This window comes from Streptomyces sp. NPDC040622 (genome assembly GCF_055593965.1).
In genome coordinates, this window is record NZ_JBVIXD010000002.1 from 700,844 (window position 1) to 725,556 (window position 24,713).

The following is a 24,713-nucleotide window of genomic DNA, read 5'->3' on the forward strand; positions in this document are numbered from 1 at the left end:
CTGCCCTCGCCGGGCGCTGTCTCCGTGCCGTGCTCTGCTCTGCCGTGCCGTGCCGTTCTCCGCCGTACTGCCGCGCCGCCGCGCCGCCGTGCTCGCCGGGGGCCCTGCCGCTCCCGTTCAGGCAGGGCCGTACCGGTAGTGGTGGTAGGCGTGGTGCGCGGCGAAACCCATCCCGCCGTACAGCGCCCGCGCGCCGTCGTTGTCGTCCTCGACCTGCAGCCAGGCCGCCGAGGCGCCCTCGGACAGGGCCTGCCGGGACAGCGCGGTCATCACCGCGGTGGCGAGCCCCTGGCGCCGGTACTCCGGATCCACCTCGACCGCCATGAATCCCGCCCAGCGCCCGTCCACCACGCACCGCCCGATCGCGGCCGGGGCGGCACCGCTCCCGGGCACGGAAGCGAACCATACCGAGGGCCCGCTCGCCAGCACCTCGAGCACATGCGGTCCGGGAATTCCGAACCGGGCGTAGCGCCGCAGCCATGACGCGTCGAAGGACCGGGACAGCTCCACGCGCGCCACGTCCGCGTCCAGGTCCCCGACCGGCGCCAGCGCGCCCACGTGGATCTCCGCGCTCACCTCGCGCTCCCAGCCGCGCTCCTCGAGCTCGGCGCAGAGCAGTTCCTGGGTGCCCGCGGCGCCGGTCGCGGTCTGGACGTACGGGGGCAGCCCGCGGGCGTCGTACCAGGCGCGCACGGACGAAAGCGCCTCGTCGAGGGGGCGCCCCGGGTCGCCCAGCGGCAGCACGGAGTTGGCCCGCCGGGTAAACCCGCCGGCCGCCCGCAACTCCCACTCGCCGAGCCGTTCGCTCTCCACCGGCCGCCAGGCCCGCGCGGAGACCCTGGCCAGCTCCTGGTAGGAGGCGGCGGGGCCCCGCCTGCGGGCCGGTGCGGCCGGCACGACCTTCCCCGCGACCAGGGTCCGCTCCGGAATCCGGACGCTCTCGCCGTCACGTCGTGTGATGAGCACCACACCGTCGTTCCACGATGTGAGAACACCCACCGTGTCGGTGAACTTCTCCACGGGCGCCACAGCCTCGCTCAAGCGGCGGACCGAGACTCGTTTGCCCACGTCAGAAGGGGTGATACGGACCTCAAGTCGTCCGCCCGAGGTGAATTCCACAGCTCTGCCAGCCCCTCCTGTTCGGATCATGCCCAGGAACGGAGATACTAGGGGCGGGCATCGACGACGCCGCGCTCCCGCGCGCCAGGCGAGCGGAGCCTGAAGACGGCCCGCCAACGCCCGTATCGAGGAGGAACGACAGCGTGACCTACGTCATCGCGCAGCCTTGTGTCGACGTCAAGGACAAGGCGTGCATCGAGGAGTGCCCGGTCGACTGCATTTACGAGGGCTCCCGGTCCTTGTACATCCACCCGGACGAATGCGTCGACTGTGGAGCCTGCGAACCGGTCTGCCCGGTCGAGGCGATCTTCTACGAGGACGACACTCCTGAGGAGTGGAAGGACTACTACAAGGCGAACGTCGAGTTCTTCGACGAGCTCGGTTCGCCCGGTGGCGCGAGCAAGCTCGGTCTGATCGAGCGTGACCACGCCTTCATCGCCGCCCTGCCGCCGCAGAACCAGTAGCGGCAGCCCGAGCGTTGCCCCGGTCCCGTACGGCGTTCCTGCCGCACGGGACCGCGGCATTTGTCACGACCAGCACCAGCACGGGAGTCAACACGTGTCCGCAGTCTCCGACCGGCTTCCCACCTTTCCCTGGGACAAGCTCGAGCCGTACAAGGCCACGGCGGCCGCCCACCCCGGCGGCATCGTCGACCTGTCGGTGGGCACCCCCGTGGACCCGGTGCCCGAGCTGATCCAGAAAGCCCTGACCGGCGCCGCGGACTCGCCGGGCTATCCGACGGTGTGGGGCACGCCCGAGCTGCGCGACGCGATCACCGGCTGGTGCGAACGGCGCCTGGGCGCCCGGGACATCGCGCACCGCAACGTCCTGCCGATCGTCGGCTCCAAGGAGCTGGTGGCCTGGCTCCCGACGCAGCTGGGCCTCGGCCCGGGCGACGTGGTCGCCTACCCGCGCCTGGCCTACCCGACGTACGAGGTGGGCGCACGCCTGGCCCGCGCCGAGTACGTCGCCTACGACGAGCCCACGGACCTCGACCCCACCGGTCTCAAGCTCCTCTGGCTCAACTCGCCCTCGAACCCGACCGGCCGGGTCCTCACCCGCGAGGAGCTCACCCGCACCGTCGCCTGGGCGCGCGAGCACGGCGTGCTCCTGGTCAGCGACGAGTGCTACCTGGAGCTCGGCTGGGAGGCCGAGCCGGTCTCCGTGCTGCACCCGGACGTGTGCGGCGGCTCGTACGAGGGGATCGTCGCCGTCCACTCGCTCTCCAAGCGGTCCAACCTGGCGGGCTACCGCGCGGCGTTCCTCGCCGGTGACGCGGCCGTCCTCGGCGACCTGCTGCAGATCCGCAAGCACGGCGGCATGATGACCTCCGCGCCCACCCAGGCGGCCGTCGTGGCGGCGCTCGGCGACGACCAGCACGTGGCCGAGCAGCGTGAGCGGTACCTGGCCCGGCGCGCCGCCCTGCGCGACGCCCTGGTGAAGCACGGCTTCCGGATCGAGCACAGCGAGGCGAGCCTGTACCTGTGGGCGACCCGCGACGAGTCCTGCTGGGGCACCGTCGGCCACCTCGCGGACCTCGGCATCCTGGTGGCACCCGGCGACTTCTACGGCCCGGCGGGCGAGAACTTCGTACGCGTGGCGCTGACCGCGACGGACGAGCGCGTCGCGGCGGCGGTCGAGCGGCTGGCCTGAGGCACGCGCACCACGAAGGGCCCGGAGCCAGCGGCTCCGGGCCCTTCGTGGTGCGTACGGGGTTGCTCAGCCGAGCGGCAGGCCCGTGCCCGACAGCTGGTCGGTGGGCAGGCCGCCCTTGGTCAGCGCGTCGGTGGGCAGGCCGTCGCCCACCGCGTCGGTGGGCAGGCCCTTCTCGGTGGCCGAGCTCGCGGTCTCGCCGAGCACCTGGCCCGCGCTGCCCGCGACGTCACCGGCGGCGCGCTGCGCGGCGGGGGTGGCGGTCTTGCCGGCGCGGCCGACGGCCTTGCCCGCGGTCGGGACGGCCTTCTTCACGGCCTTGCTGCCGGTGTTGCCTGCGAGGTTGGTGACGTTCTGAGCCGCGTCGTCGACGGTGTTGCCGAGGCCCGCGCCGTCCAGGGCGCTGACGCCGCCCAGGTCGGGGGCGGCCGGCAGGTCAGCGGCGCTCGCGGAGCCGGCCGCACCGACCACGGAAGCTGCACCCGCTGCGCTGAGCAGCGCGGCACGGGCGATCCGGCGGGTCAGGGGGAGGGACATGATGCTCCTTCAGACGGGGAAGAACGTTGGGGTGTCCGGCCGGATCCGCTCCGGCTCCGCACCGGACGGCTTCCGGTGATCGGACGCAGTGACTACCGCTCGAAGCCCGCGAAGGTTGCGGTGAGCCAACGTAAAGAGTTGGCAATGCGTCGCATTATCAGCTGCGGATAAAAACGGGCAAACGGCTCGCCCGTCGATTCGCTGCTGAATCCTTAATCCCCTTTGTTCTCAAGGGATTTGAGGATTTCGGGGCGGCGGCGCGGGAAAGCCGGACGGTGTGCCGCGCCGCCGCGCCCGGCGTAGCACGGACGGGTGACGCGCCGTACTACTGCCCAGCGACAATTCGGACCCGGTCCGCGGTCCCGCCAGGACCCGCGGCCCCGTGCGAGGGCACCTTGCGCCACGTACCCGAACGTTCGGCGCGCCACTCCCGGCCGCCGTAGGACACCCGCTCGATGTGCAGCGCGGAGGAGTGCGCCACGGCCCAGTGCGCCAGCTCCCAGCCGCGCTGCGGCAGCCGTTCGTCGGCGAGCGGGGCGGGCACGCGGACCGTCACCGTGTGCCCCCGGGCGGCCTCGGGGCGCAGGTCGCGGCCGAAGTCCCGGGCGAGGGCGGCCCGCACCCGCGCGGGGCCGCCGGGATCCGTGCCGGGGCGGCCCTCACAGCTGAAGGTGGCGGGCGCGCGGCCGGTGAGTGCGGCGGCCAGCAGCACGGCGTCCGGCTCGTGCTTGGCGTAGGCCTGCGGATAACCGCTGCGCTGCACGCGCTGCGCGGCGACGGTCAGGGGCAGCCGCGAGTAGCCCGGGACCTCGGCCAGGTGTTCGTAGAAGCGGGCCGCCGAGTACGCCGGGTCCATGATCTGCCGCTCGTCGCCCCAGCCCTGCGAGGGGCGCTGCTGGAAGAGGCCGAGCGAATCCCGGTCGCCGTGCGTGATGTTGCGCAGCCCGGACTCCTGCAGCGCGGTCGCCAGGGCGATGGTCACCGCGCGCTCCGGCATGCCCCGCGCGGTGCCCGCGGCGGCGACCGTCGCGGCGTTCGCCGCCTGTTCGGCCGTGAAGGTGTACGAGGCGCCGTCGGCCTTCCCCGACACGACCGTGCACCGCGGCTCGGGCTTGCCCCCGTAGACGAACTGCACGGCCACGTAGCCCGCGACCGCGAGCAGCACCGCGGCCGCCGCCCCGAGACGGAGGAGACGGCCGCGCCGCGGGAGGGTGGGGGGCTCTGGCACGCGTCCAAGGTACTGGAGTCCGCCGACCGGGCCGTGCGGCCGCTGACGTTAGGGTCGTCCGTATGCCTCAGACACCGCTTGACCTCACGCTCGACGCCGCGGAGCTGACCGCGCGGCTGGTCGATTTCCCGTCCCCGAGCGGCGAGGAGAAGGCGCTCGCCGACGCCATCGAGACGGCCCTGCGCGGCCTGCCGCACCTCACGGTCGACCGGCACGGCAACAACGTGGTGGCCCGCACGAACCTCGGCCGCGCGGAGCGGGTCATCCTCGCGGGGCACATCGACACGGTGCCGATCGCGGACAACGTGCCCTCCCGGCTCGACGAGGACGGTGTCCTGTGGGGCTGCGGCACCTGTGACATGAAGTCGGGCGTCGCCGTCCAGCTGCGCATCGCGCAGACGGTGCCCGAGCCCAACCGCGACCTCACGTTCGTCTTCTACGACAACGAGGAGGTGGCCGCCCACCTCAACGGCCTCGGGCACGTCGCCGAGGCCCACCCCGACTGGCTCGCGGGCGACTTCGCCGTCCTCCTCGAACCGACCGACGGCCAGGTCGAGGGCGGCTGCCAGGGCACCCTGCGGGTGCTCCTGCGGACCAAGGGCGTGCGGGCGCACTCCGCGCGCGCGTGGATGGGCTCCAACGCCATCCACGCGGCCACCCCGATCCTGCGGAGGCTCGCCGCGTACGAGCCCCGCAAGCCCGTCGTGGAGGGCCTGGAGTTCCACGAGGGCCTCAACGCCGTCCGCATCGAGGGCGGCGTCGCCACCAACGTCATCCCCGACGCGTGCACCGTCACCGTCAACTTCCGCTACGCCCCGGACCGCACCGAGGAGGAGGCCCTCGCCTTCGTGCGCGACTACTTCGCGGACTGCGGAGTCGACGAGTTCATCGTCGACGATCACACGGGAGCGGCCCGCCCCGGCCTCACGCACCCGGCCGCCGCCGCGTTCATGGCGGCCGTCGGCGGCGAGGCGCGCCCCAAGTTCGGCTGGACGGACGTCTCCCGCTTCAACGCGCTCGGCGTGCCCGCGGTCAACTACAGCCCGGGCGACCCGCTGCTCGCCCACAAGATCGACGAGCGGGTGAAGGCGTCGCTGATCCCCGTGGCCGAGGAGAAGCTGCGCGCCTGGCTGACGTCGTAGGACGCGCGTGGAGGAGGCTCCCGGCGCCGGACATCCCGACGTCCCTCGCCGGTAACCCGCGTAGACCTACGCTGTGAGCCACGTACGCATGGAGGGAGCAGACGATGAGCCACCCCGACCACAGCACCGACGGTGATGACCGCGCTGCCAGGAAGCGTCCCGAGGAGCAGCGGCTCGGCCCGGTGCTGCGCCGGCGGGACAAGGTGCAGCCCGGAACCACCGATCAGCGTCTCCTCGACTCCGACGGGCCTTCCGAGTGGGTGCACACGGACCCCTGGAGAGTCCTGCGCATCCAGTCCGAGTTCATCGAGGGCTTCGGCACCCTGGCCGAACTCCCGCCCGCGATCAGCGTCTTCGGCTCGGCCCGCACCGGCGAGGGCTCGCCGGAGTACCTGGCGGGCGTCGAGATCGGCAAGGCGCTCGTGGAGGCCGGCTTCGCCGTGATCACGGGCGGCGGACCCGGCGCGATGCAGGCCGCCAACCAGGGTGCCGTCGAGGCGAAGGGCACCTCGGTCGGCCTCGGCATCGAGCTGCCGTTCGAGCAGGGCCTCAACCCCTACGTCGACATCGGCGTGAACTTCCGCTACTTCTTCGTCCGCAAGACGATGTTCGTGAAGTACGCGCAGGGCTTCGTGGTCCTGCCCGGCGGCCTCGGCACCCTCGACGAGCTCTTCGAGGCGCTCACGCTCGTCCAGACCCGCAAGGTCACGCGCTTCCCGATCGTCCTCTTCGGGTCGCAGTACTGGGGCGGCCTGGTCGACTGGCTGAAGAACACGGTCATCGCCCAGGGCAAGGCCTCCGAGGCCGACCTGCTCCTCTTCTACGTCACGGACGACGTGGAGGAGGCCATCACCCTGGTGACGAAGGAAGTCGGCAAGTAGCAGCCCGGCGCGGCAGGCCGACCGTGCGGCCCGCTCAGGCCAGTCCCCGGCGGGCGACCGCCGGGGGCCGGTGCCCCGCGATCGTCGCCACCATGTCCAGGACCTGCCTGGTCTCCGCGACCTCGTGCACGCGGTACACCTGCGCGCCCAGCCACGCCGACACCGCCGTGGTGGCGAGCGTGCCGAGGACGCGCTCCTTGACCGGCTTGTCGAGGGTCTCGCCCACGAAGTCCTTGTTGGACAGGGAGACCAGGACCGACCAGCCCGTGTCCACCATCTCGCCGAGCCTGCGGGTGGCCTCCAGACTGTGCCGGGTGTTCTTCCCGAAGTCGTGCCCCGGGTCGATCATCACCGACTCGCGCGGGACGCCGAGTCCCACCGCCCGCTCGGCCAGGCCGACCGTCACGCGCAGGATGTCGGCCATCACGTCCTCGTACGTGACGCGGTGCGGCCGGGTACGGGGCTCGGCGCCGCCCGCGTGCGTGCAGACCAGGCCCACCTTGTACCGCGCGGCGACCTCCGCGAGCTTCGGGTCCACACCGCCCCAGGCGTCGTTGAGCACGTCGGCGCCGGCCTCGCAGACCGCCTCGCCGACGTCGTGCCGCCAGGTGTCGACGCTGATCACCACGTCGGGGAAGCGCCTGCGCACCTCGGCGACGAAGCCGACCGTGCGGCGCGCCTCCTCCTCGGCGGTCACCTCCTCGCCCGGGCCCGCCTTGACCCCGCCGATGTCGATGACGGCCGCGCCCTCGGCCACGGCCTGCTCCACGCGCGCGAGCGCGGGCTCGTCGCGGAACGTGGCGCCCTGGTCGTAGAAGGAGTCCGGGGTCCGGTTGACGATCGCCATGATCACCGGCTCGTGCGCGTCGAACTCGCGCCTGCCAAGCCTGAGCATCCCCTGTGGTCCTCCTGGGTCGTTGTCGCCGTCCGGCCGCCTGTGACCTTAACTGTCAGAGCCGCATGGCACGATCGGACCCTGACAGTTTGAGCACGGGCAGTCGAGCGTGAGGGCCTGAAGAGATGGTCTTGTTCTTGTTCCTGGTCGTCGCCCTCCTCGTGGTGGTCGGCGCGGTGACCCTCGCCGTCGTCGGCGGCGGCGAGAGCGGTGCCCTGCCCGACGTCGAGCCCGAGCGGCTCACCGACCCGCTGCCCCCGGACCGGCCGCTGCGCCGCGCCGACGTCGACGCGGTCCGCTTCCCGATGACGCTGCGCGGCTACCACATGGGCGAGGTGGACGACGTGCTCGGCCGCCTCGGCGCCGAGCTCGCCGAGCGGGACGCCCGCATCGCCGAGCTGGAGGCGGCCCTGGCCGGCGCGCAGGCCACCGCCGTCGCGGGCCCCGCCCTCTTCGAGGGGTACGAACCACGCACGGCCGAGGACAAGAAGGGCGACGACCAGTGAGCACCGAGAGCGGCGCGGTACCGGGACCGGACGGCGGGCTGCGCTGCCCCTGGGGCCTGTCCACCGAGGACTACGTGGCCTACCACGACGACGAGTGGGGCCGCCCGGTCCACGGCGACGACGCGCTGTACGAGCGTCTGTGCCTGGAGGCCTTCCAGTCCGGCCTGTCCTGGATCACGATCCTGCGCCGCCGCGAGGGGTTCCGTGCCGCCTTCGCCGACTTCAAGATCTCCGCGGTCGCCGAGTTCACCGACGAGGACCGCGAGCGGCTGCTCGCCGACCCCGGGATCATCCGCAACCGCGCCAAGGTCGACGCGACCCTCGCCAACGCGCGCGTGCTCGCCGACTGGCCCGAGGGCGAACTGGACTCCCTGATCTGGTCCTTCGCGCCGGACCCCGTGACCCGCGCGGCGCCGAGGACGCTCGCCGACGTGCCCGCGATCACCGACGAGTCCACGGCCCTGTCCAAGGCCCTCAAGAAGCGCGGCATCCGCTTCGTCGGCCCCACCACGGCGTCCGCCCTGATGCAGGCCTGCGGCCTCGTCGACGACCACCTCGCGGACTGCGTGGCCCGCGGGGCGTCGTGACGCGCGACGGCCTCCGGCGACCGCGTACCGCCCTGCCCGGCGACCGCGTACCGGGCAGGCGGGTCAGCGCCCCAGGTACTTCGGCTTCTCCTTGGCGATGAAGGCCTGCACGGCGATCGCGTGGTCCTCTGACGCCCCCGCCTTCGCCTGCAGTTCGTCCTCCTTGTCCAGCGCCTCGTCCAGGGAGTGGCTCGCCGCGTAGGCGAGGGACTCCTTGAGTGCCGCGTAGGCGAGGGTGGGCCCGTCGGCGAGGGCGCGGGCCACCTGTGCGGCCTCGGCGGCGAGGTCGGCCGCGGGCACGATCCGGTTGGCGATGCCCAGGTCGTACGCCTCCTGCGCGCTGATGTTGCGAGGGAAGAGCAGCAGGTCGGCGGCGCGGCCCGGGCCTATGACCCGCGGCAGCGTCCAGGAGACGCCCGAGTCGGCGGTCAGCGCGACCCCGGCGAAGGACGTGTTGAACTTCGCGGTGTCCGCGACCACGCGGTAGTCGGCCGCGAGCGCGAAGCCGAGGCCCGCCCCCGCCGCCACGCCGTTGACGCCCGCCACGACCGGCTTCCGCATGCCCGTCAGCGCCCGCACGATGGGGTTGTAGTGCTCCTTGACGGTGCTCATGGTCTGCCCGGTGCCGGCCTCGCGGTCGGCGGTCAGGGAGCCGATGTGCTCCTTGAGGTCCTGGCCCACGCAGAAGGCGCGGCCGGACGCGGTGAGCAGCACCGCGCGCACCGCGTCGTCCGCGGAAGCCGCCCGCACGGCCTCCCGCAGCGCGACCTTCGCCTCGGTGTTCATGGCGTTCATCGCCTCGGGACGGTTGATCGTGATCGTCGCGAGTCCGTCGCTCACCTCGTAGAGCACACTGTCGGCCATGGTGGCCCCCTCCGCTGGTCCAGTACGTAGGGACTCAGCATGACGGAGATCATCGAGGTCCGGCATGAGCCCGGATATGTGACCTGCGTCAAAGAAATCCGGGGCCGTGAGGCGTATGGGGCGGCGAAGTATCGCAGTCACATCGCCGAATTGAGTGGTTTTGCGGCCGCGCGTTGCGCAAGCGATGCCGACCGATGTTGGTCATCGGGTCCTGCCATGCGGGATAATGGCCTGGAAGCAATGTGTTCGATGCCGGTGACACCTGGGTTGTCGGCTGCGATGAGCTGGTTTCAGGAAGGGGAACGAGCATGGCGGCCATGAAGCCGCGAACGGGCGACGGCCCGCTCGAGGTGACCAAGGAGGGGCGGGGCATCGTCATGCGCGTTCCGCTCGAAGGCGGCGGACGACTTGTCGTCGAACTGACTCCGGACGAGGCCGACGCGCTCGGCGACGCCCTGAAGAAGGTCGTCGGCTGACGCGGAAGCGCGCTCCATACTTTTCCACTGCCCCGGCATCGTACAAAGATGCCGGGGCAGTGGTGTCTTCCGGGTCGGGGCGCGGCCCACATTGCCTTTGAGAGGCGCTGAGGGCGCTGAGGACACTGAAGAGGTGCTGCGGGACACGGGGCCCGACGCCCGGGGAGCGGACGGCTAGCGCTTGACGGCGCAGAGGAGCCCGTCGCCCACCGGGAGGAGCGAGGGCACCAGGTCCGGACTCTCGCGCACCGCGCGCAGCAGCTCCCGCAGGTGCAGCACCTCGACCGGCTGCGGCCCCGAGTCCACGGTCCTGCCGTCGGCGAGGACGCCCTCGAAGCAGACGAGCCCGCCGGGCCGCAGCAGGCGCAACGATTCAGCGAGATATTCCAGGGACTCGAGACGGTCGCCGTCGCAGAAGACGAGGTCGTAGCCGCCGTCGGCGAGACGCGGCAGGACATCCAGGGCGCGGCCCGGGATGAACCGCGCGCGGTTGCCCGCGAAGCCGGCCGCGCGGAAGGCCTGCCGGGCGAACTGCTGGCGGTCCGGCTCGGGATCGACGGTGGTCAGGACGCCGTCCGGCCGCATGCCGTGCAGGAGATGGATCCCCGACACCCCGGTCCCCGTGCCGATTTCGGCCACCGCTTTCGCGTCAGCCGTGGCGGCGAGCATCCGCAGCGCGGCGCCGGTGCCGGGCGACACCGAGGGCAGACCTGCCTCCCGGGCCCGGTCCCGGGCCCAGCGCAACGCCTCGTCCTCGGCGACAAAGGCGTCGGCGAACGCCCAGCCCGTCTGCCGGTTGCCGGTAATGGCCCTCTCCTGTCCCCATGGTTGCCTGGCCGTGACTGTATCCGTTGGGGGCGGGAACCCGCAGATGAGGCCGCGCGTTTATAGGGGGTGGGAACGCAGTGGGGGTAACGGATGGATCAAGACTGGAAGCGGGCGGCTCGACGCAGCAGGACACCTGCAGAGAAGCCCGTACCAAATTCACGTAAAAACGCTTATCCGGAGCTAACGGGCGAGGTGGTTATGGTAGGGGCTCCACTGGACACCACCAGAGCCGACAGGGGAGGTGCGGCTACGTCCGCGGATCGGGGAGGAGCGCTCCGGCGTTTTCTCGGATTGGCGGGTGAGCCGAAATCCGTGACCGACACCGCTGACCGCATCCGCGCCAACGACTCCGCTCAGACCGCGACCTTTGCCGCTGACGCGGAATCGCAGGCGTGGACTCCGCCCACCTGGGAGGAGATCGTCAGCACGCACAGCGGCCGCGTGTACCGCCTGGCGTACCGCCTGACCGGCAACCAGCACGACGCCGAGGACCTCACGCAAGAGGTCTTCGTCCGTGTCTTCCGGTCCCTCTCGACCTACACCCCCGGCACGTTCGAGGGCTGGCTGCACCGCATCACCACGAACCTCTTCCTGGACATGGTGCGCCGCAAGCAGCGCATCCGCTTCGACGCGCTCGGGGACGACGCCGCGGAGCGGCTGCCGAGCCGCGAGCCGTCGCCGCAGCAGGTGTTCAACGACACGCACTTCGACGCGGACGTCCAGCAGGCGCTGGACACCCTCGCGCCCGAGTTCCGTGCCGCCGTGGTCCTCTGCGACATCGAGGGCCTCTCGTACGAGGAGATCGCCGCGACGCTCGGCGTCAAGCTGGGTACGGTCCGCAGCCGTATCCACCGGGGCCGCTCGCAGCTGCGCAAGGCCCTCCAGCACCGGTCTCCCGAAGCCCGCGCCGAGCGCCGTTCGCTCGCGGTCACCGGAGCCGTGGCGCTGGGAGGAGGGGGCGCGACCGCGTGAGTGGATCACGGTCGAATCCTGCCGAACGGCAACTAGCCGAGGCCGAGCAGCATCTGGGGGACCGGCTCGCCGCCCTTGTGGACGGCGAGTTGGGCCATGACGCGCGCGAGCGCGTCCTCGCACATCTGGCGACCTGTCCGATGTGCAAGACCGAGGCCGACGCCCAGCGTCGCCTGAAGAACGTCTTCGCGCAGGCGGCCCCGCCGCCGCCCTCCGAGAGTTTCCTCGCCCGTCTCCAAGGTCTTCCGGGAGGCGGTTCAGGGCCGTCGGGAGGACCGGGCGGTCCCGAGGGGTTCGCCACCGGGGCCACCGACTCCGCGGGACTGCCCGGCACGGGCCTCTTCGGCGCGAGCACTGAGCCCTTCGTCGAGTACGCCCCCGCGGGCGCGCACGCCGCGGTACTCCCCAGCGAGCAGCGGGGCTTCCGCATCCACGACGTCACCCGGCACGAGAGCGACCGCTCGCTCTGGCGCGGGCGCCGCTTCGCGTTCGCCGCGGCCGGCGCGGTGTCGATGGCCGCCATCGCGCTCGGCGGCGTCACGGTGGGTGTCCCCGGCGACACGGGCGACACCCGCGCGGGCGGCTCCGGCACCAACAGCAACGTGACCCCGCAGCGCACCCAGGGATCGGGCACCGCCGCGACCCCGGACTCCGTGCGCCGTCGCGGCGGCGGCAATCCGCTCTCCGCGCAGGGCCAGCGGCCCGGCGCCCTGTCGGCACCGGTCGCGCCGACCGAGGTCACAGGACCGCTGCTGCCCGGGGCTCCCGCCCAGCCGCTGCGCTCCCGCGACTCGGTGGACGAGCTGGCGGCGCCGATGCTGGCGGGCGCCGCGGTGATCTCCCCGCTGATACGTCCGGCTGAGCCGACCTATCGCGCCGCCGAGGCGCCCGGCACCGGGCTGCCGCACGCCGCGGACGCGGTGGTGCCGAGGGAGACGCAGCCGTTGCGCGCCACGGCCGCGCCGTCGGCGACGGGGCCGTTGAAGGGCACGTCGCAGGTTCGCTGACGCGACGCTGCCCTGCGCTTTCGCGCGGGAACCTGGTTGAATCCTCGGTGGGCCGTACCCGCCGAGGATTCGGCGTGTACGGGGTAGAGCATGCAAACGGCGTCCGCCGCGGGCCAGTTGTGGGGAGAACATGGACGAGGGGAAGCCCACGAAGGCGAACTGGTGGAGCCGACCTCGGCCGGAAGGATCGGGTGCGCCGGGTGTCGTGGACGAGTCCACGACGGCCACCCCGTCCACGGAGCGGTCGCCCACGCAGGCCCGTCCCGCGGAACCCGCGGAAGCGGAGTCCGGGGCGCCGGTACAGCGTGACTCCGCGCCCGAGGCGCAGGCTCCGTACGGAGTGGCTCCGGACGCGCAGGGCTCGGCGCCGGGTGCCGCGGCGCCCCACGACTCTGTGCCCGGTGACTCGGCAGCGGCTCCGGGCGCGCAGGGTCCGGCTCCGGCCGCCCCGGCTCCCTACGGTGCGGTGCCCGCCGCTCCTGTGCCCCACGACTCTGTGCCCGGTGACTCCGTGCCCAGCACCCCCATACCGGCCGACAGCCCTCCGCGCGGAGCCTCGGCAGGCGGGGGGAGTGCATCCGTCCCGGCCCAAGCGTCGCCGGACCGGGGGACCGTGACGGGCGCGCCGGGGGCCGCGCCCGCCGACCGCCCCCGCCCCCTGCACGACCCCGACCCGTACAGCACCCCGCCCTACGGCGAGCCCGGCCCCTGGGCACCCGCGCCCCCGGTGCAGCACCCCGCGGCGACCCCCGCCCACGGCACCACGCTCCCCACACCTCCGCACAGCGGTACGCCGGCCCACGGCACCCCGGGCCCCGCGCCCCTGCACGGCGGTGCGCCGCCGCACGGCACCTCCGGGCACGGCACCCCGTTCCCGACCGCCCCGCAGGGCGGTACGCCGCCGCAAGGCACTCCCGCCCCGCCCCCGTACGACAGCACCCCCCACCCGCAGCCGCAGCCGCCGCACGTCATGGCTCAGCCACCGCAGGCGGGGCCGGCGGGCCAGGCGCCGCCACGGCAGCCCTACGACCCCTGGAACGCGCCCCTTCAGCAGACCGGCTCGGTGCCTCCGGAGAGCGAGGAGAAGCGGCAAAAGCGTGGGCGCAGGGCGCTCTTCGTCGGGGTGGCGCTCATCGCTCTCGTGTCGGGGCTCGTCGGCGGCGCGACCGGCGCGTACCTGGAGCGCAACGGCACGGGGGACATCGAGCTGCGGCAGCCCGGCACCGAGTCCAGGAACCGGCCCGAGGGCAGCGTCGCGGGCATCGCCTCCGCCGCCCTGCCCGGCGTCGTGACGCTGCACGTCAGCGGTGACTCCGCCCAGGGCACCGGCACCGGCTTCGTACTGGACGGCAAGGGGCACATCCTCACCAACAACCACGTCGTCGAGCCCGCGGGCACCGGCGGCGAGGTGTCGGTGACCTTCAGCGGCGGCGAGAGCGCCAAGGCCGAGGTCGTCGGCCGCGACTCCGGGTACGACCTCGCGGTCGTCAAGGTGTCCGGCGTCCGCGGCCTGAAGCCCCTGACCCTCGGCAACTCCGAGAACGTCCAGGTCGGCGACCCCGTCGTCGCCATCGGCGCGCCCTTCGACCTGGAGAACACCGTGACCTCCGGGATCATCAGCGCCAAGGAGCGGCCCATCACCGCGGGGGGCGAGAAGGGCGACGGCAGCGACATCTCGTACGTGGACGCCCTGCAGACCGACGCGCCGATCAACCCCGGCAACTCCGGCGGGCCCCTCGTCGACTCCCGGGCGCGCGTGATCGGCATCAACAGCGCCATACGTTCCGCGGACGACGGCGCGGACCAGAGCGGCGGCCAGGCGGGATCCATCGGCCTCGGTTTCGCCATCCCCGTCAACCAGGGCAAGCGTGTCGCCGAGGAGCTCATCAACCACGGCAAGGCCACCCATCCCGTGATCGGCGTCACCCTCGACACCGATTTCAACGGCGACGGCGCCCGCATCGCGGACAAGAGCAGCAACGGCGGTGCGGCGGTCAACGAGAACGGTCCGGGCGACAAGGCGGGCCTTGAGCCGGGCGACGTCATCACCGAGGTCGACGGCCGTGCCGTGCACTCCAGCGACGAACTCATCGTCAAGGTGCGCGCGCACCGCCCCGAGGACCGCCTGCGGCTGACGGTCGAGCGGGCCGGGAAGGACCGCGAGGTGACGCTGGTGCTCGGCTCGGCCGGCGGGAGCTGAGTAAAGGACTGGCCACGTCTGCTCCGGGTTGTCGTGCAGCGGCTACCGGACGGCCATGGGCGCCGGGTACCGTGGTCACGGTCCAGACCTCGGACGACGACCTGTTGCCGACGACCTGCCGCGGACTGAGGACATCGCAAGGAGCTCAAGGTGTTCAATGACATTGGCGCACTCGAGATAGTGGCGCTGGTCGTCCTCGCCGTGCTCATTTTCGGACCGGACAAGCTGCCGAAGGTCATTCAGGACATCTCCCGCACGATCCGCAAGATCCGCGAGTTCTCGGACAGCGCGAAGGCGGACATAAGGGAAGAGCTGGGGCCGGAGTTCAAGGACTTCGAGTTCGACGACCTGAACCCCAAGAAGTTCATCCGCAAGCACCTCGACAACGACGAGCTCGGCCTCAAGGAAATCCGCAACGGCTTCGACCTCAAGAAGGAGATGAACGAGGTCGCGGACGCCGTGCACGGCCGCGAGAGCGACTCTTCGGAGGCCGGTTCCGAGGCCGCCGCGGCCCCGTCCGGCGGGGCCCGCGTCGACATGCGGAAGAAGCCCGCGGAGCCCACGAAGCTCGACGCGGAGGACCGTCCGCCGTTCGACGCGGACGCCACCTGAGGCATCGCCTGAACCGCCGCCGCCAATCGGTGTGGCTATCCTGCCTTGTTGTCCGGACGTGAGGACGCCCGAGGGGGGCGGGCCGCGCCGGACCGACGAGATCGAGGAGGCGGCCGGGTACATGGAGACGACAAGTCGGGTAGGCGCGCAGGCGCCGACCGCGGACGGCACCGCACAAGAGGTGTCCTCCGCCCGGCGCACGGTCGACGGCTACCTGCTGGCGCCCTTCCCCTGGTACGGCCTCGACGAGGCCTTCACGGGGCCGCGCTGGCTGATGCAGGTCGGCGCGACGGCGGACGGTGCCGTGGAGCACGGTTCGATCGGACACGGCGAGGAGCCGTCGGTCCGCGCCGAGGGCACCCTCGGCAACAGTGACAAGGAGCGCTTCGCGGTCGTGGTGACCGTCGCGGCCAACCCCGTCCGGCGCAGCGCGGACGGCACGGGCGTCCTGGAGGCCACCTCGGTCTCCTCGGCCGCCTGGCTCGCCGGAGTGGGGCTGCTGTCGTTCACCTGGCCGATCCAGATGGACCACACCCTGCGCGACGACTGGCTGGACCAGCAGACGGAGACCGCCTGGGTCCTCGCCGACGACCTGGAGGGCTCCGACTGGTCCTCCCTGTCGCTGCCGGTGGACGGCGTGCCGACGCCCTTCCACTACCGCGAGTCCGAGTACGGCTGGGTCCTCGCGGGCTCCACCAAGGAGGGCGTGCACCTGGGCGCGTACGGACGCGGCATGAGCGCGTACGGCCTGGGCTTCTCGGTTGTCAAGGACGTCGGGGCATACGCCTGACAACCTCTGCCTGCGGGCACGGATGTACGGATACGAAGAAGGGGGCGCCGTCACCGACGGCGCCCCCTTCCCCGTAGGCGCGTCAGAACTTGTTGCGGGGCGTGAGCCCGAGCGTCATGCCCGACAGGCCGCGCTGGCGGCCGCCCAGCTTGCCCGCGATCGCGCGCAGCGCCGAGCCCGCGGGGGAGTCCGGGTCGGTGAGGACGACCGGCTTGCCCTCGTCGCCGCCTTCGCGCAGGCGGACGTCGATGGGGATGGAGCCGAGGACCGGGACCTGGGCGCCCGTCGTCTTCGTGAGGCCCTCGGCGACCCGCTGGCCGCCGCCCGTGCCGAACACGTCGACCATCTCGTCGCAGTGCGGGCAGGGCAGGCCCGCCATGTTCTCGACGACGCCGACGATCTTCTGGTGGGTCTGCACGGCGATGGAACCCGCGCGCTCGGCGACTTCGGCGGCCGCCTGCTGCGGGGTGGTGACGACCAGGATCTCGGCGTTCGGCACGAGCTGCGCCACGGAGATCGCGATGTCGCCGGTGCCCGGCGGCAGGTCCAGGAGCAGCACGTCCAGGTCGCCCCAGAAGACGTCCGCGAGGAACTGCTGCAGCGCGCGGTGCAGCATCGGGCCGCGCCACACGACCGGCGCGTTGCCCGGGGTGAACATGCCGATCGAGATGACCTTCACGCCGTTCGCCGACGGCGGCATGATCATGTCCTCGACCTGGGTGGGCCGGCCGTCGGCGCCCAGCATCCGGGGCACGGAGTGGCCGTAGATGTCCGCGTCCACGACGCCGACCTTCAGGCCGTCCGCGGCCATCGCGGCCGCGAGGTTCACCGTCACCGAGGACTTGCCGACGCCGCCCTTGCCGGAGGCGACCGCGTAGACCCGGGTCAGCGAGCCGGGCTTGGCGAAGGGGACCTCACGCTCGGCGGTGCCGCCGCGCAGGGCGTTCGCCAGTTCCTTGCGCTGTTCGTCGCTCATCACGTCGAGGGTGACGTCCACGCGCGTGACGCCCTCGACGGCGGCGACCGCGTCGGTCACGTTCTTCGTGATGGTCTCGCGCATCGGGCATCCGGAGACCGTGAGGTACACGGTGACCGCTACCACCCCATCAGGGGAGATGTCTACCGATTTGACCATCCCCAGTTCGGTGATGGGTCGATGGATCTCGGGGTCGTTCACCGTCGCCAGTGCTTCACGCACCGCGTCTTCCGTAGCCATACAACCGATAGTACGGCGCGGTAACCCCGCCCCGGAAAGGTATGTCAGCGGTCGCCTACATCACTCCCGCGGCGGCCCTCCTGCGGGAATACCGCGCGCTGCTCCTCCAACTCCTTGACCAGGTCCTGGAGCTCGGAGCGGATCCAGTCGCGGGTGGCCACCTCGCCCAGGCCCATGCGCAGGGAGGCGATCTCGCGGGTGAGGTACTCGGTGTCCGCGATGGACCGCTCGTTCTGCTTGCGGTCCTGTTCCAGATTGACGCGGTCGCGGTCGTCCTGGCGGTTCTGCGCGAGGAGGATGAGCGGGGCCGCGTACGACGCCTGCAGCGACAGCATCAACGTCAGGAAGATGAACGGGTACTGGTCGAAGTGCAGGTGCTCGGGGGCGGCGATGTTCCACACCACCCACAGGATGATGAACACCGTCATCCAGACGATGAACCTGCCGGTGCCCAGGAACCGCGCGATGCGCTCCGAGAGCCGGCCGAAGGCCTCCGGGTCGTACTCGGGCAGGAGCCGGGGGCGCGGCGTCCTCGGCTGGTCGAGCCGGAATCGAGAGGTCCGCGCCTCGGTGCGGTTCTCGCGCTCACGGTCAGCCGCCATGGACCACACCTTCCTCCTCCAAGTGGAACTCCGTCTCGCGCCAGTCGCCGGGCAGCATGTGGTCGAGCACGTCGTCGACGGTCACGGCCCCCAGCAGTGAGCCGCCCTCGTCCACGACGGGCGCCGCCACCATGTCGTACGTCGCGAAGAACCCGGCGACGGCGAACAGCCCGGCGTCCGGCGCGAGCGGCTGCAGGTCGTCGTCGAGGATCGACCCGACCAGCGTGTAGGGCGGGTCGCGCAGCAGGCGCTGGAAGTGCACGGTGCCCAGGTACTTGCCCGTCGGCGTCTCGTCCGGCGGCCGGCACACGTACACCTGGGCGGCGAGCGCGGGGGAGAGGTCCTGCTGGCGCACCCGGGCCAGGGCGTCCGCGACCGTCGCGTCGGGCCGCAGCACGATCGGCTCGGTCGTCATCATGCCGCCGGCCGTGCGCTCCTCGTACGCCATCAGGCGCCGCACGTCGGCCGCGTCGTCCGGCTGCATCAGGGTGAGCAGCCGCTCCTTGTCCTCCTCGGGCAGCTCGGCCAGGAGGTCGGCGGCGTCGTCGGGGTCCATGGCCTCCAGGACGTCGGCCGCGCGCTCCTCGGCGAGCTTGCCGAGGATCTCGATCTGGTCGTCCTCGGGGAGCTCCTCCAGGACGTCGGCGAGCCGGTCGTCGTCGAGGGCCGCGGCCACCTCGGCCCGCCGTTTGGGGGAGAGGTGGTGCAGGACGTTGGCGAGGTCGGCGGGGCGCAGCTGTTCGAAGGTGGCGAGGAGGTTCTCGGCGCCCTGCCCGTGCTCCTCCAGGGAGAAGCCGTCGACGGCGGACCAGTCGACGGTGAGGGTCTCGCCCTTGCGCCGGAACGTCCCGCCCTTCCCCTTGCGTACGAAGACCCGGTCGATCTCCCAGTCACGGCGGGCCGGGAGCTGCTGGACGGACACGTCGAGGACGGTGACCTCCTCGTCCGAATCGACGAGCCGCACCCGCCGGTCGAGCATCTCGCCGAGGACGAGCCGCTCGGTGGGCCGCTGCTCGAAGCGCCGCACGTTCAGCACGCCGGTCGTGATGACCTGGCCCGACTCGATGCCTGTGACGCGGGTCATGGGCAGGAAGATGCGCCGCCGGGTGGAGAGCTCGACGACGAGACCGAGCAGCCGGGGCGGCCGCTTGCCGACCCTGAGCATGGCCACCAGGTCGCGCACCCGGCCCACCTGGTCGCCGTTCGGATCGAAGACGGCGGTACCGGAGAGGTGGGACACGAAGACCCTGGGGGCGCCTGCCGCCATGCGTGCGCTCCCTTCCGGCCCGGGGTTCATGCCGTTTGATCCGTCAATACGGGCTTCAGGCTAGCCCGTCCCGGTCGGATGCGCCCCGGCGGAGGGTCCGGACGGACGGGGGCCGTCCGGGTCGCCCGGCACAGGTACGCTGCCGTACTGCCGAAGCCGTAGAGGTCGTCCGCACGAGAGGCAGCGCCACCTGTGACCGCACATCCCCCGGCCAGCCGTGCCCGCAGGGCCGCGATCGTGAGCGCGACGTGCGCGGGCCTGGTCGCGGCGGCCACGACACTGACCGCCTGCAGCGCGGATGATCCCGACGCGGGCACGAACGGCGTCGGGAAGCTCTCCGCGTCGAAGATCCAGGGCAAGGCGGGCGCGGCGGCCCAGACGGCGTCGGCCGTCCGGCTCTCCGGCACGGTGGTCAGCAAGAACCACACGTACACCCTCGACATGCGCCTCAAGGGCGAGGGCGGCACCGGCTCGGTCACCTCCAAGGGGCAGACCTTCCAGCTGCTGCGTGTCGGCGAGCAGCTCTATCTGAAGGCCGACACGGACTTCTGGACGCACGACAGCGGTACGTCGGGCGACGGGGCCCAGAAGGGGGACGAGGCGGCCGCGGCCAAGCTGGACGGCAAGTACGTCAAGATCCCCCAGGGCGACCCCGCCTATCAGCAGCTGAGCGGCTTCACGGACAAGGACAAGCTCTTGGGCGGCATGCTCACGCTGCACGGAGGCCTCGCCAAGGGCGACCGAGGCAAGTCGGGCTCGCTGCGCACGATAAAGATCACCGGCGACGAGGGCGCGGGCGGCACGCTCTCCGTCTCCCTGGACGGCAAGCCCTACCCCCTGCGCCTGGAGCGCGGCGGCCACGCGGGCACCCTCAAACTCACCGACTGGAACAAGGACTTCACCTTGCAGGAGCCGACCAAGGAAGAAATGGTCGACTACGGCAAACAACTACCGACGTCGTAGCCGCAAGGGGCGCGGGCAACCACGACGCACCCGCAGAGGGGGGAGGGCGAAGGCCCTCCCAGGGGCGCGGGGAACGGCGCGAGCATCCACGACGCACCCGCACCGGGAAAAGGGACCCGCACCGGAAGGCCGCACCCGCACCGGGAAAGGGGCCCCGCACCGGAAAGCCGCACCCGCACCGGAAAAAGGGGCCCCGGGCCTCAGCGGCGCTTGCGCCGGAAGAGCATTCGGGGCAGCGCCGCGGGTACCGGCTCCCGAGTGGTGGCCGCAGAGCCCAACGGCACCGCGGCGAGCGACCCCGACGGCATCGACGTCACCGCCTCACGCGGAGTCAGCCGTACGACCCGGCACTGCTCGGCCCACCGCACGGTGACCCGCTCGGCGTCCGGCGCGTTCAACCGCTTGCCCTTGAGCTCGGCGACCGCCACGTCCCACTCCTCGGAGCCCGGCGCGAGCTCGGTGACCAGCGCCGTCCAGGCGACGATCCGCCCGCCCTTGTCCTTGCTGCGCACGGTCACCTCGGCGGACCCCCCGTCGACGAGCCCCGGCAGCGGCTGCTCGCCGGGCCCGTCGCCGACCAGCAGCGCGGCCCCGTCCAGCCAGACGTGCCACAGCGCCCGGTCGGGCGAACCCTCGCCCCGGACCCAGATGAGGCCGGACTTCTTGGTGGCCTCCTCGACGAGGGCGCGGTCGAGCAGCGGGTCAGCAGTCATGGCGGCAGCCTACCGAGTGGCCGCAGCCCACTGAGGGGGTACCGAGCGGCAGTCAGAGCCAGCCGTTGCGCTTCAGGGTCCGGTGGATCGCGTAGCAGGCACCGGCGATGAGGCCGAGCACCATCGGGTAGCCGAACCGCCAGTGCAGCTCGGGCATGTGGTCGAAGTTCATGCCGTAGACCCCGCAGACCGCCGTCGGCACGGCGATGATCGCCGCCCACGAGGTGATCTTGCGCATGTCCTCGTTCTGCGCGACGGCGGCCTGGGCGAGATTGGCCTGCAGGATCGAGTTGAGCAGCTCGTCGAAGCCGATGACCTGCTCCTGGACGCGCGTGAGGTGGTCGGCGACGTCCCGGAAGTACTTCTGGATGTCGGGGTCGATCAGGCGCATGGGCCGCTCGCTGAGCAGCAGCATCGGGCGGAGCAGCGGCGATACGGCCCGCTTGAACTCCAGGACCTCGCGCTTGAGCTGGTAGATCCGCCCGGCGTCGACGCCGCGCGAGGTGCCCTTGCCCTTGCTCGGCGCGGAGAAGACCTCGCTCTCCACGTCGTCGATGTCGTCCTGCATGGCGTCGGCGACCGCGATGTACCCGTCGACGACGTGGTCGGCGATGGTGTGCAGCACCGCCGAGGGGCCCTTCTCGAGCAGCTCGGGGTCCTCCTGGAGGCGGCGGCGCAGGGCGCGCAGCGAGCCGTGCCCGCCGTGCCGCACGGTGATGAAGAAGTCCCGGCCGGTGAAGCACATCACCTCGCCGGTCTCCACGACCTCGCTGGTGGCGGTGAGTTCGGCGTGCTCGACGTAGTGGATGGTCTTGAAGACGGTGAACAGCGTGTCGTCGTAGCGCTCCAGCTTGGGGCGCTGGTGGGCGTGGACCGCGTCCTCGACGGCGAGCGGGTGCAGCCCGAACTCGGCGGCGATACCGGCGAATTCGGCCTCGGTCGGCTCGTGCAGGCCGATCCAGGCGAAGCCGCCCCTGCGGCGCACCTCCAGCATCGCCTCGTGCGGGCTCAGGGCGTCGGCGCACTGCAGGCGGCGCCCGTCCCGGTAGACGGCGCAGTCGACGACGGCGGACGCGGCGTCGCGGGTCGCGTCGTAGGTGTCGTACGAGGCCGGGGAGGAGGGGAAACCGGTGCCGTCCTTGCGCAGCGAGGGGCGGACGGCGGCACGGAGGTCGCGGATCATCGACATGGGCAGGCTCCTTCGACGGAGGCCGCCTGCGACGGTTGGAACTGCCCGGAATGGGGACGTCCTACTGCGGGATGTTTGGCACGTCCACAAAGCGGGGAGCACCGCACCGTTGCGGTGGCAGCTTCGCTACTGACACAGATCAGGGAACTCAGACAGATCAGGTGGGAACGAAGTGCTCTTCCGTCGCACACGGCACGAACAGTGCTCGCGGTGCGTGCGTGTGCTTGCGCAGCTACCGAGCTGCGTGAATCACCGGGCGGAAGAGCGGGTGGTACTGCACGGTCGACTTCGGTCCATTGCAGCCCCACCTCCTCCGGCCGGTCCCCCGTAAGGGAAGTCCCATGCGCCCTTCACGCCAGTGGCGCAAAGTCAGTGTCTGTCTGCAGGGCTTGAAAGCGACGCTTCTGCGTGCTGCCCTGAGCCAGCGGCCAACACTATCAGCCGACAGAAGTGTCAAGCCCCCGCTTTGCGCTTCCCTGACGAGTTCTATGCTCGCGTCATGGCTGATGTTCTTGCGCTGGTCGAGGCCCGTCTCCGTACTGGCCTGGGGGAACCTGACGCGCGCGCCGCGGTGACCTTCCTCGGCACCGACCGCGTCGAGGTCCTGCGGTTCGCGGACGGCGACCTGGTGCGCTACGCCACCCTCGGTATGTCGGTCCAGCCGATGGCCGATCCCACCGCCGCGCTGGCCGACCCGGTCAGGGGTCCGCGCGCGGAGCTGGTGCTGTCGGTGCGCGCGGGCGTCGCCGAGACGGACAAGGTGCTGCGCCCGCTCGCCGTCCTCGCCGCGTCGCCGCAGGTCGAGGGGTTGGTCGTGGCGCCGGGGGCCTCGCTGGACGTGGGTGAACCGCTGTGGCCGTCCGCGCCGTTCACCTCGGTGCTCGTCGCCGAGTCCGGCGGTCTCGTCGAGGACCTGGACCTCGACGAGCCGATGGAACCCGTACGTTTTCTGCCACTGCTCCCCATGACGCCGAACGAGGCGGCGTGGAAGCGGGTGCACGGCGCGGCGGCCCTCCAGGAGCGCTGGCTGAGCAGCGGAACGGACCTGCGCGACCCGCTGCGCAAGTCCGTGTCCTTGGACTGAACTCCGTGACCGAAGCGCTCAGTTGGCAAAGACGCTGACGCTGTCCTCGGTGGCGTGCCGGGGCTCGAGCTCCTCGGCCTCGTGGGTCAGGGAGTCCTTGCGCACCCAGACCACGACCGCGCCGAGCACGGCCGTGACGGCCGCGACCACGAACGGGATGTGGATGTTGCTCCACTCCTCGATCTTCGGCGCGAAGAACGGCGCGGCGGCGGCCGCGAACCACCGGACGAAGTTGTAGCCGGCGCTGGCCACCGGGCGCGGCGCGTCGGAGACGCCGAGGGCGAGCTCGGTGTAGACGGTGTTGTTCACGCCGATGAAGGCACCGGACAGGATCGTGCAGACGATGGCGACGGTGTGGCTGCCGTAGCCGAGGACCAGCACGTCCGCGGCGAGCAGCACGAGCGAGCCGCCGAGCACCTTCAGCGAGCCGAACCTGGCCTGCAGCCGAGGGGCGACCAGCACCGAGAAGACCGCGAGCAGCACGCCCCAGGCGAAGAAGACGGCACCCGACTTGTACGGGGTCATGTTCAGCACGAACGGCGTGAAGGCCAGCACGGTGAAGAACGTGTAGTTGTAGAAGAACGCGGAGGCCGCCGCCGAGGCGAGACCGCCGTGCCCGAGCGCCTTGATCGGGTCCAGCAAGGACGTCTTTCGCGCGGGCTTGGGCTGTTCCTTGAGGAACGCCGTGATGCAGAGGAAGCCGATCGCCATCAGGGCCGCGGTGCCGAAGAAGGGGTAACGCCAGCTGGCGTCGCCGAGCAGCGCGCCGACCAGGGGTCCGCACGCCATGCCGAGGCCGAGCGCCGACTCGTACAGCAGGATCGCGGCGGCGCTGCCGCCGGCCGCGGCGCCGACGATGACGGCGAGTGCGGTCGAGACGAAGAGCGCGTTGCCAAGACCCCAGCCCGCACGGAACCCGACGAGCTCGCCGACCGAGCCCGACGTGCCGGACAGGGCCGCGAAGACCACGACGAGCGCGAGGCCGAGCAGCAGGGTCTTCTTGCCGCCGATGCGGCTGGAGACGAAGCCGGTGACCAGCATCGCGACGGCCGTGATCAGGAAGTACGAGGTGAACAGGAGGGAGACCTGACTGGCGCTCGCGTCCAGGCCCTTGGCGATGGAGGGCAGGATCGGGTCGACGAGGCCGATGCCCATGAAGGCCACCACGGAAGCGCCCGCCGTGGCCCACACGGCCTTCGGCTGCCGCAGGAGGCCACCGGCCCCGGCGTCGAATGGGTCCCCTTCGGCGGGGCCCCCTGTGCTGCTGTTCATACAGCCGCTCCTTCACTGCTCCACTGGGTCGTTGATGTATACACATGTTAAGTTAGGAAGACTAAAGGATGCAAGCTACACGTAATTTCGCCTGATGACGGCGCCACCGG

The 24,713-nt window shown here is 71.6% G+C and carries 27 protein-coding genes; 15 read left to right on the forward strand and 12 right to left on the reverse strand.

Annotated elements, in window-relative coordinates; all coding sequences use genetic code 11:
• Window positions 1-117: 117 nt before the first annotated feature.
• Window positions 118-1,119, reverse strand: a complete 1,002-nt coding sequence (locus ACZ592_RS07605; RefSeq protein WP_471580562.1) for a GNAT family N-acetyltransferase — start codon at window positions 1,117-1,119, stop codon at window positions 118-120.
• Window positions 1,120-1,262: 143 nt separating this feature from the next.
• Here ACZ592_RS07605 and fdxA point away from each other — a divergent pair, with 143 nt between their 5' ends.
• Both fdxA and ACZ592_RS07615 read left to right on the forward strand, forming a co-directional pair.
• Window positions 1,263-1,583 (forward strand): ferredoxin, encoded by a 321-nt coding sequence (fdxA, locus tag ACZ592_RS07610; protein WP_030573070.1) that lies wholly within the window; start codon window positions 1,263-1,265, stop codon window positions 1,581-1,583.
• A 94-nt stretch (window positions 1,584-1,677) separates the two neighbouring features.
• Window positions 1,678-2,772 (forward strand): bifunctional succinyldiaminopimelate transaminase/glutamate-prephenate aminotransferase, encoded by a 1,095-nt coding sequence (locus ACZ592_RS07615; RefSeq protein WP_471580563.1) that lies wholly within the window; start codon window positions 1,678-1,680, stop codon window positions 2,770-2,772.
• Between the two features lie 66 nt (window positions 2,773-2,838).
• Here ACZ592_RS07615 and ACZ592_RS07620 read toward each other — a convergent pair whose 3' ends face one another.
• Together ACZ592_RS07620 and ACZ592_RS07625 are read right to left on the reverse strand one after the other, a co-directional pair.
• Entirely contained in the window at window positions 2,839-3,309 is a 471-nt protein-coding gene (locus ACZ592_RS07620) for an ATP-binding protein (RefSeq protein WP_471580564.1), read from the reverse strand.
• Between the two features lie 325 nt (window positions 3,310-3,634).
• The gene (locus ACZ592_RS07625) at window positions 3,635-4,537 is read right to left on the reverse strand and encodes a heavy metal transporter (protein ID WP_471580565.1); all 903 of its coding nucleotides are present in this window, start codon (window positions 4,535-4,537) and stop codon (window positions 3,635-3,637) included.
• Between the two features lie 62 nt (window positions 4,538-4,599).
• On the opposite strand from ACZ592_RS07625, the gene dapE reads away from it, so the two are divergent.
• Both dapE and ACZ592_RS07635 read left to right on the forward strand, forming a co-directional pair.
• A complete protein-coding gene (gene dapE / locus ACZ592_RS07630; protein WP_471580566.1) occupies window positions 4,600-5,679 on the forward strand; it encodes a succinyl-diaminopimelate desuccinylase in 1,080 nt (359 codons plus the stop codon).
• Between the two features lie 104 nt (window positions 5,680-5,783).
• Window positions 5,784-6,560: an LOG family protein gene (locus tag ACZ592_RS07635; RefSeq protein WP_471580567.1), complete on the forward strand. Its 777-nt coding sequence runs from the start codon at window positions 5,784-5,786 to the stop codon at window positions 6,558-6,560.
• Window positions 6,561-6,594: 34 nt separating this feature from the next.
• Here the strand turns inward: ACZ592_RS07635 and folP are convergent, their stop codons facing one another.
• Window positions 6,595-7,455: a dihydropteroate synthase gene (gene folP, locus ACZ592_RS07640; RefSeq protein WP_471580568.1), complete on the reverse strand. Its 861-nt coding sequence runs from the start codon at window positions 7,453-7,455 to the stop codon at window positions 6,595-6,597.
• 125 nt (window positions 7,456-7,580) lie between these two features.
• On the opposite strand from folP, the gene ACZ592_RS07645 reads away from it, so the two are divergent.
• Complete coding sequence (locus ACZ592_RS07645; protein ID WP_471580569.1) at window positions 7,581-7,961, forward strand: DivIVA domain-containing protein; 381 nt, start codon at window positions 7,581-7,583, stop codon at window positions 7,959-7,961.
• The gene (locus tag ACZ592_RS07650; RefSeq protein WP_471580570.1) at window positions 7,958-8,548 is read left to right on the forward strand and encodes a DNA-3-methyladenine glycosylase I; all 591 of its coding nucleotides are present in this window, start codon (window positions 7,958-7,960) and stop codon (window positions 8,546-8,548) included. Before ACZ592_RS07645 ends, ACZ592_RS07650 begins: the two co-directional genes overlap by 4 nt.
• A gap of 63 nt (window positions 8,549-8,611) precedes the next feature.
• On the opposite strand, the gene chcB is transcribed toward ACZ592_RS07650, so the two are convergent.
• On the reverse strand, window positions 8,612-9,412 hold the full coding sequence (gene chcB, locus ACZ592_RS07655; RefSeq protein ID WP_471580571.1) for a 2-cyclohexenylcarbonyl CoA isomerase: 801 nt from the start codon (window positions 9,410-9,412) through the stop codon (window positions 8,612-8,614).
• Window positions 9,413-9,451: 39 nt separating this feature from the next.
• Here chcB and ACZ592_RS07660 point away from each other — a divergent pair, with 39 nt between their 5' ends.
• Window positions 9,452-9,733 (forward strand): hypothetical protein, encoded by a 282-nt coding sequence (locus ACZ592_RS07660; protein ID WP_471580572.1) that lies wholly within the window; start codon window positions 9,452-9,454, stop codon window positions 9,731-9,733.
• A complete protein-coding gene (locus tag ACZ592_RS07665) occupies window positions 9,721-9,888 on the forward strand; it encodes a DUF3117 domain-containing protein (RefSeq protein ID WP_003966491.1) in 168 nt (55 codons plus the stop codon). Before ACZ592_RS07660 ends, ACZ592_RS07665 begins: the two co-directional genes overlap by 13 nt.
• Before the next feature lie 174 nt (window positions 9,889-10,062).
• On the opposite strand, the gene ACZ592_RS07670 is transcribed toward ACZ592_RS07665, so the two are convergent.
• Window positions 10,063-10,761, reverse strand: coding sequence for an O-methyltransferase (locus tag ACZ592_RS07670; RefSeq protein ID WP_471580742.1), 699 nt, complete (start codon window positions 10,759-10,761; stop codon window positions 10,063-10,065).
• Between the two features lie 153 nt (window positions 10,762-10,914).
• Between ACZ592_RS07670 and sigE the strand changes: the two genes are divergently transcribed.
• From sigE to ACZ592_RS07695, 5 genes are all read left to right on the forward strand, one after another.
• Window positions 10,915-11,688, forward strand: coding sequence for an RNA polymerase sigma factor SigE (gene sigE, locus ACZ592_RS07675; RefSeq protein ID WP_471580573.1), 774 nt, complete (start codon window positions 10,915-10,917; stop codon window positions 11,686-11,688).
• Window positions 11,689-11,777: 89 nt separating this feature from the next.
• Complete coding sequence (locus tag ACZ592_RS07680) at window positions 11,778-12,695, forward strand: zf-HC2 domain-containing protein (protein ID WP_471580743.1); 918 nt, start codon at window positions 11,778-11,780, stop codon at window positions 12,693-12,695.
• Window positions 12,696-12,825: 130 nt separating this feature from the next.
• Window positions 12,826-14,895, forward strand: a complete 2,070-nt coding sequence (locus ACZ592_RS07685; protein ID WP_471580574.1) for a S1C family serine protease — start codon at window positions 12,826-12,828, stop codon at window positions 14,893-14,895.
• A gap of 150 nt (window positions 14,896-15,045) precedes the next feature.
• A complete protein-coding gene (locus tag ACZ592_RS07690; protein WP_471580575.1) occupies window positions 15,046-15,507 on the forward strand; it encodes a sec-independent translocase in 462 nt (153 codons plus the stop codon).
• A 121-nt stretch (window positions 15,508-15,628) separates the two neighbouring features.
• On the forward strand, window positions 15,629-16,297 hold the full coding sequence (locus ACZ592_RS07695; RefSeq protein WP_471580744.1) for a hypothetical protein: 669 nt from the start codon (window positions 15,629-15,631) through the stop codon (window positions 16,295-16,297).
• An 82-nt stretch (window positions 16,298-16,379) separates the two neighbouring features.
• Here the strand turns inward: ACZ592_RS07695 and ACZ592_RS07700 are convergent, their stop codons facing one another.
• The 3 genes from ACZ592_RS07700 to ACZ592_RS07710 are packed head-to-tail and all read right to left on the reverse strand — an operon-like array spanning window position 16,380 to window position 19,382.
• The gene (locus tag ACZ592_RS07700; RefSeq protein WP_471580576.1) at window positions 16,380-17,513 is read right to left on the reverse strand and encodes an Mrp/NBP35 family ATP-binding protein; all 1,134 of its coding nucleotides are present in this window, start codon (window positions 17,511-17,513) and stop codon (window positions 16,380-16,382) included.
• 44 nt (window positions 17,514-17,557) lie between these two features.
• Window positions 17,558-18,115 carry a DUF1003 domain-containing protein gene (locus ACZ592_RS07705; protein ID WP_471580577.1) on the reverse strand — a complete coding sequence of 186 codons (558 nt, stop codon included), beginning with the start codon at window positions 18,113-18,115 and terminating at the stop codon, window positions 17,558-17,560.
• On the reverse strand, window positions 18,105-19,382 hold the full coding sequence (locus ACZ592_RS07710) for a magnesium transporter MgtE N-terminal domain-containing protein (protein WP_471580578.1): 1,278 nt from the start codon (window positions 19,380-19,382) through the stop codon (window positions 18,105-18,107). Before ACZ592_RS07710 ends, ACZ592_RS07705 begins: the two co-directional genes overlap by 11 nt.
• Before the next feature lie 192 nt (window positions 19,383-19,574).
• Here ACZ592_RS07710 and ACZ592_RS07715 point away from each other — a divergent pair, with 192 nt between their 5' ends.
• Window positions 19,575-20,345 carry a hypothetical protein gene (locus tag ACZ592_RS07715; RefSeq protein WP_471580579.1) on the forward strand — a complete coding sequence of 257 codons (771 nt, stop codon included), beginning with the start codon at window positions 19,575-19,577 and terminating at the stop codon, window positions 20,343-20,345.
• A 200-nt stretch (window positions 20,346-20,545) separates the two neighbouring features.
• Here the strand turns inward: ACZ592_RS07715 and ACZ592_RS07720 are convergent, their stop codons facing one another.
• On the reverse strand, window positions 20,546-21,058 hold the full coding sequence (locus ACZ592_RS07720; RefSeq protein WP_471580580.1) for a hypothetical protein: 513 nt from the start codon (window positions 21,056-21,058) through the stop codon (window positions 20,546-20,548).
• Window positions 21,059-21,110: 52 nt separating this feature from the next.
• Entirely contained in the window at window positions 21,111-22,247 is a 1,137-nt protein-coding gene (locus tag ACZ592_RS07725) for a magnesium and cobalt transport protein CorA (RefSeq protein WP_471580581.1), read from the reverse strand.
• Between the two features lie 499 nt (window positions 22,248-22,746).
• On the opposite strand from ACZ592_RS07725, the gene ACZ592_RS07730 reads away from it, so the two are divergent.
• Window positions 22,747-23,331: a suppressor of fused domain protein gene (locus ACZ592_RS07730; protein WP_471580582.1), complete on the forward strand. Its 585-nt coding sequence runs from the start codon at window positions 22,747-22,749 to the stop codon at window positions 23,329-23,331.
• Between the two features lie 18 nt (window positions 23,332-23,349).
• Here the strand turns inward: ACZ592_RS07730 and ACZ592_RS07735 are convergent, their stop codons facing one another.
• The gene (locus ACZ592_RS07735; RefSeq protein WP_471580583.1) at window positions 23,350-24,603 is read right to left on the reverse strand and encodes an MFS transporter; all 1,254 of its coding nucleotides are present in this window, start codon (window positions 24,601-24,603) and stop codon (window positions 23,350-23,352) included.
• Window positions 24,604-24,713: the final 110 nt, after the last annotated feature.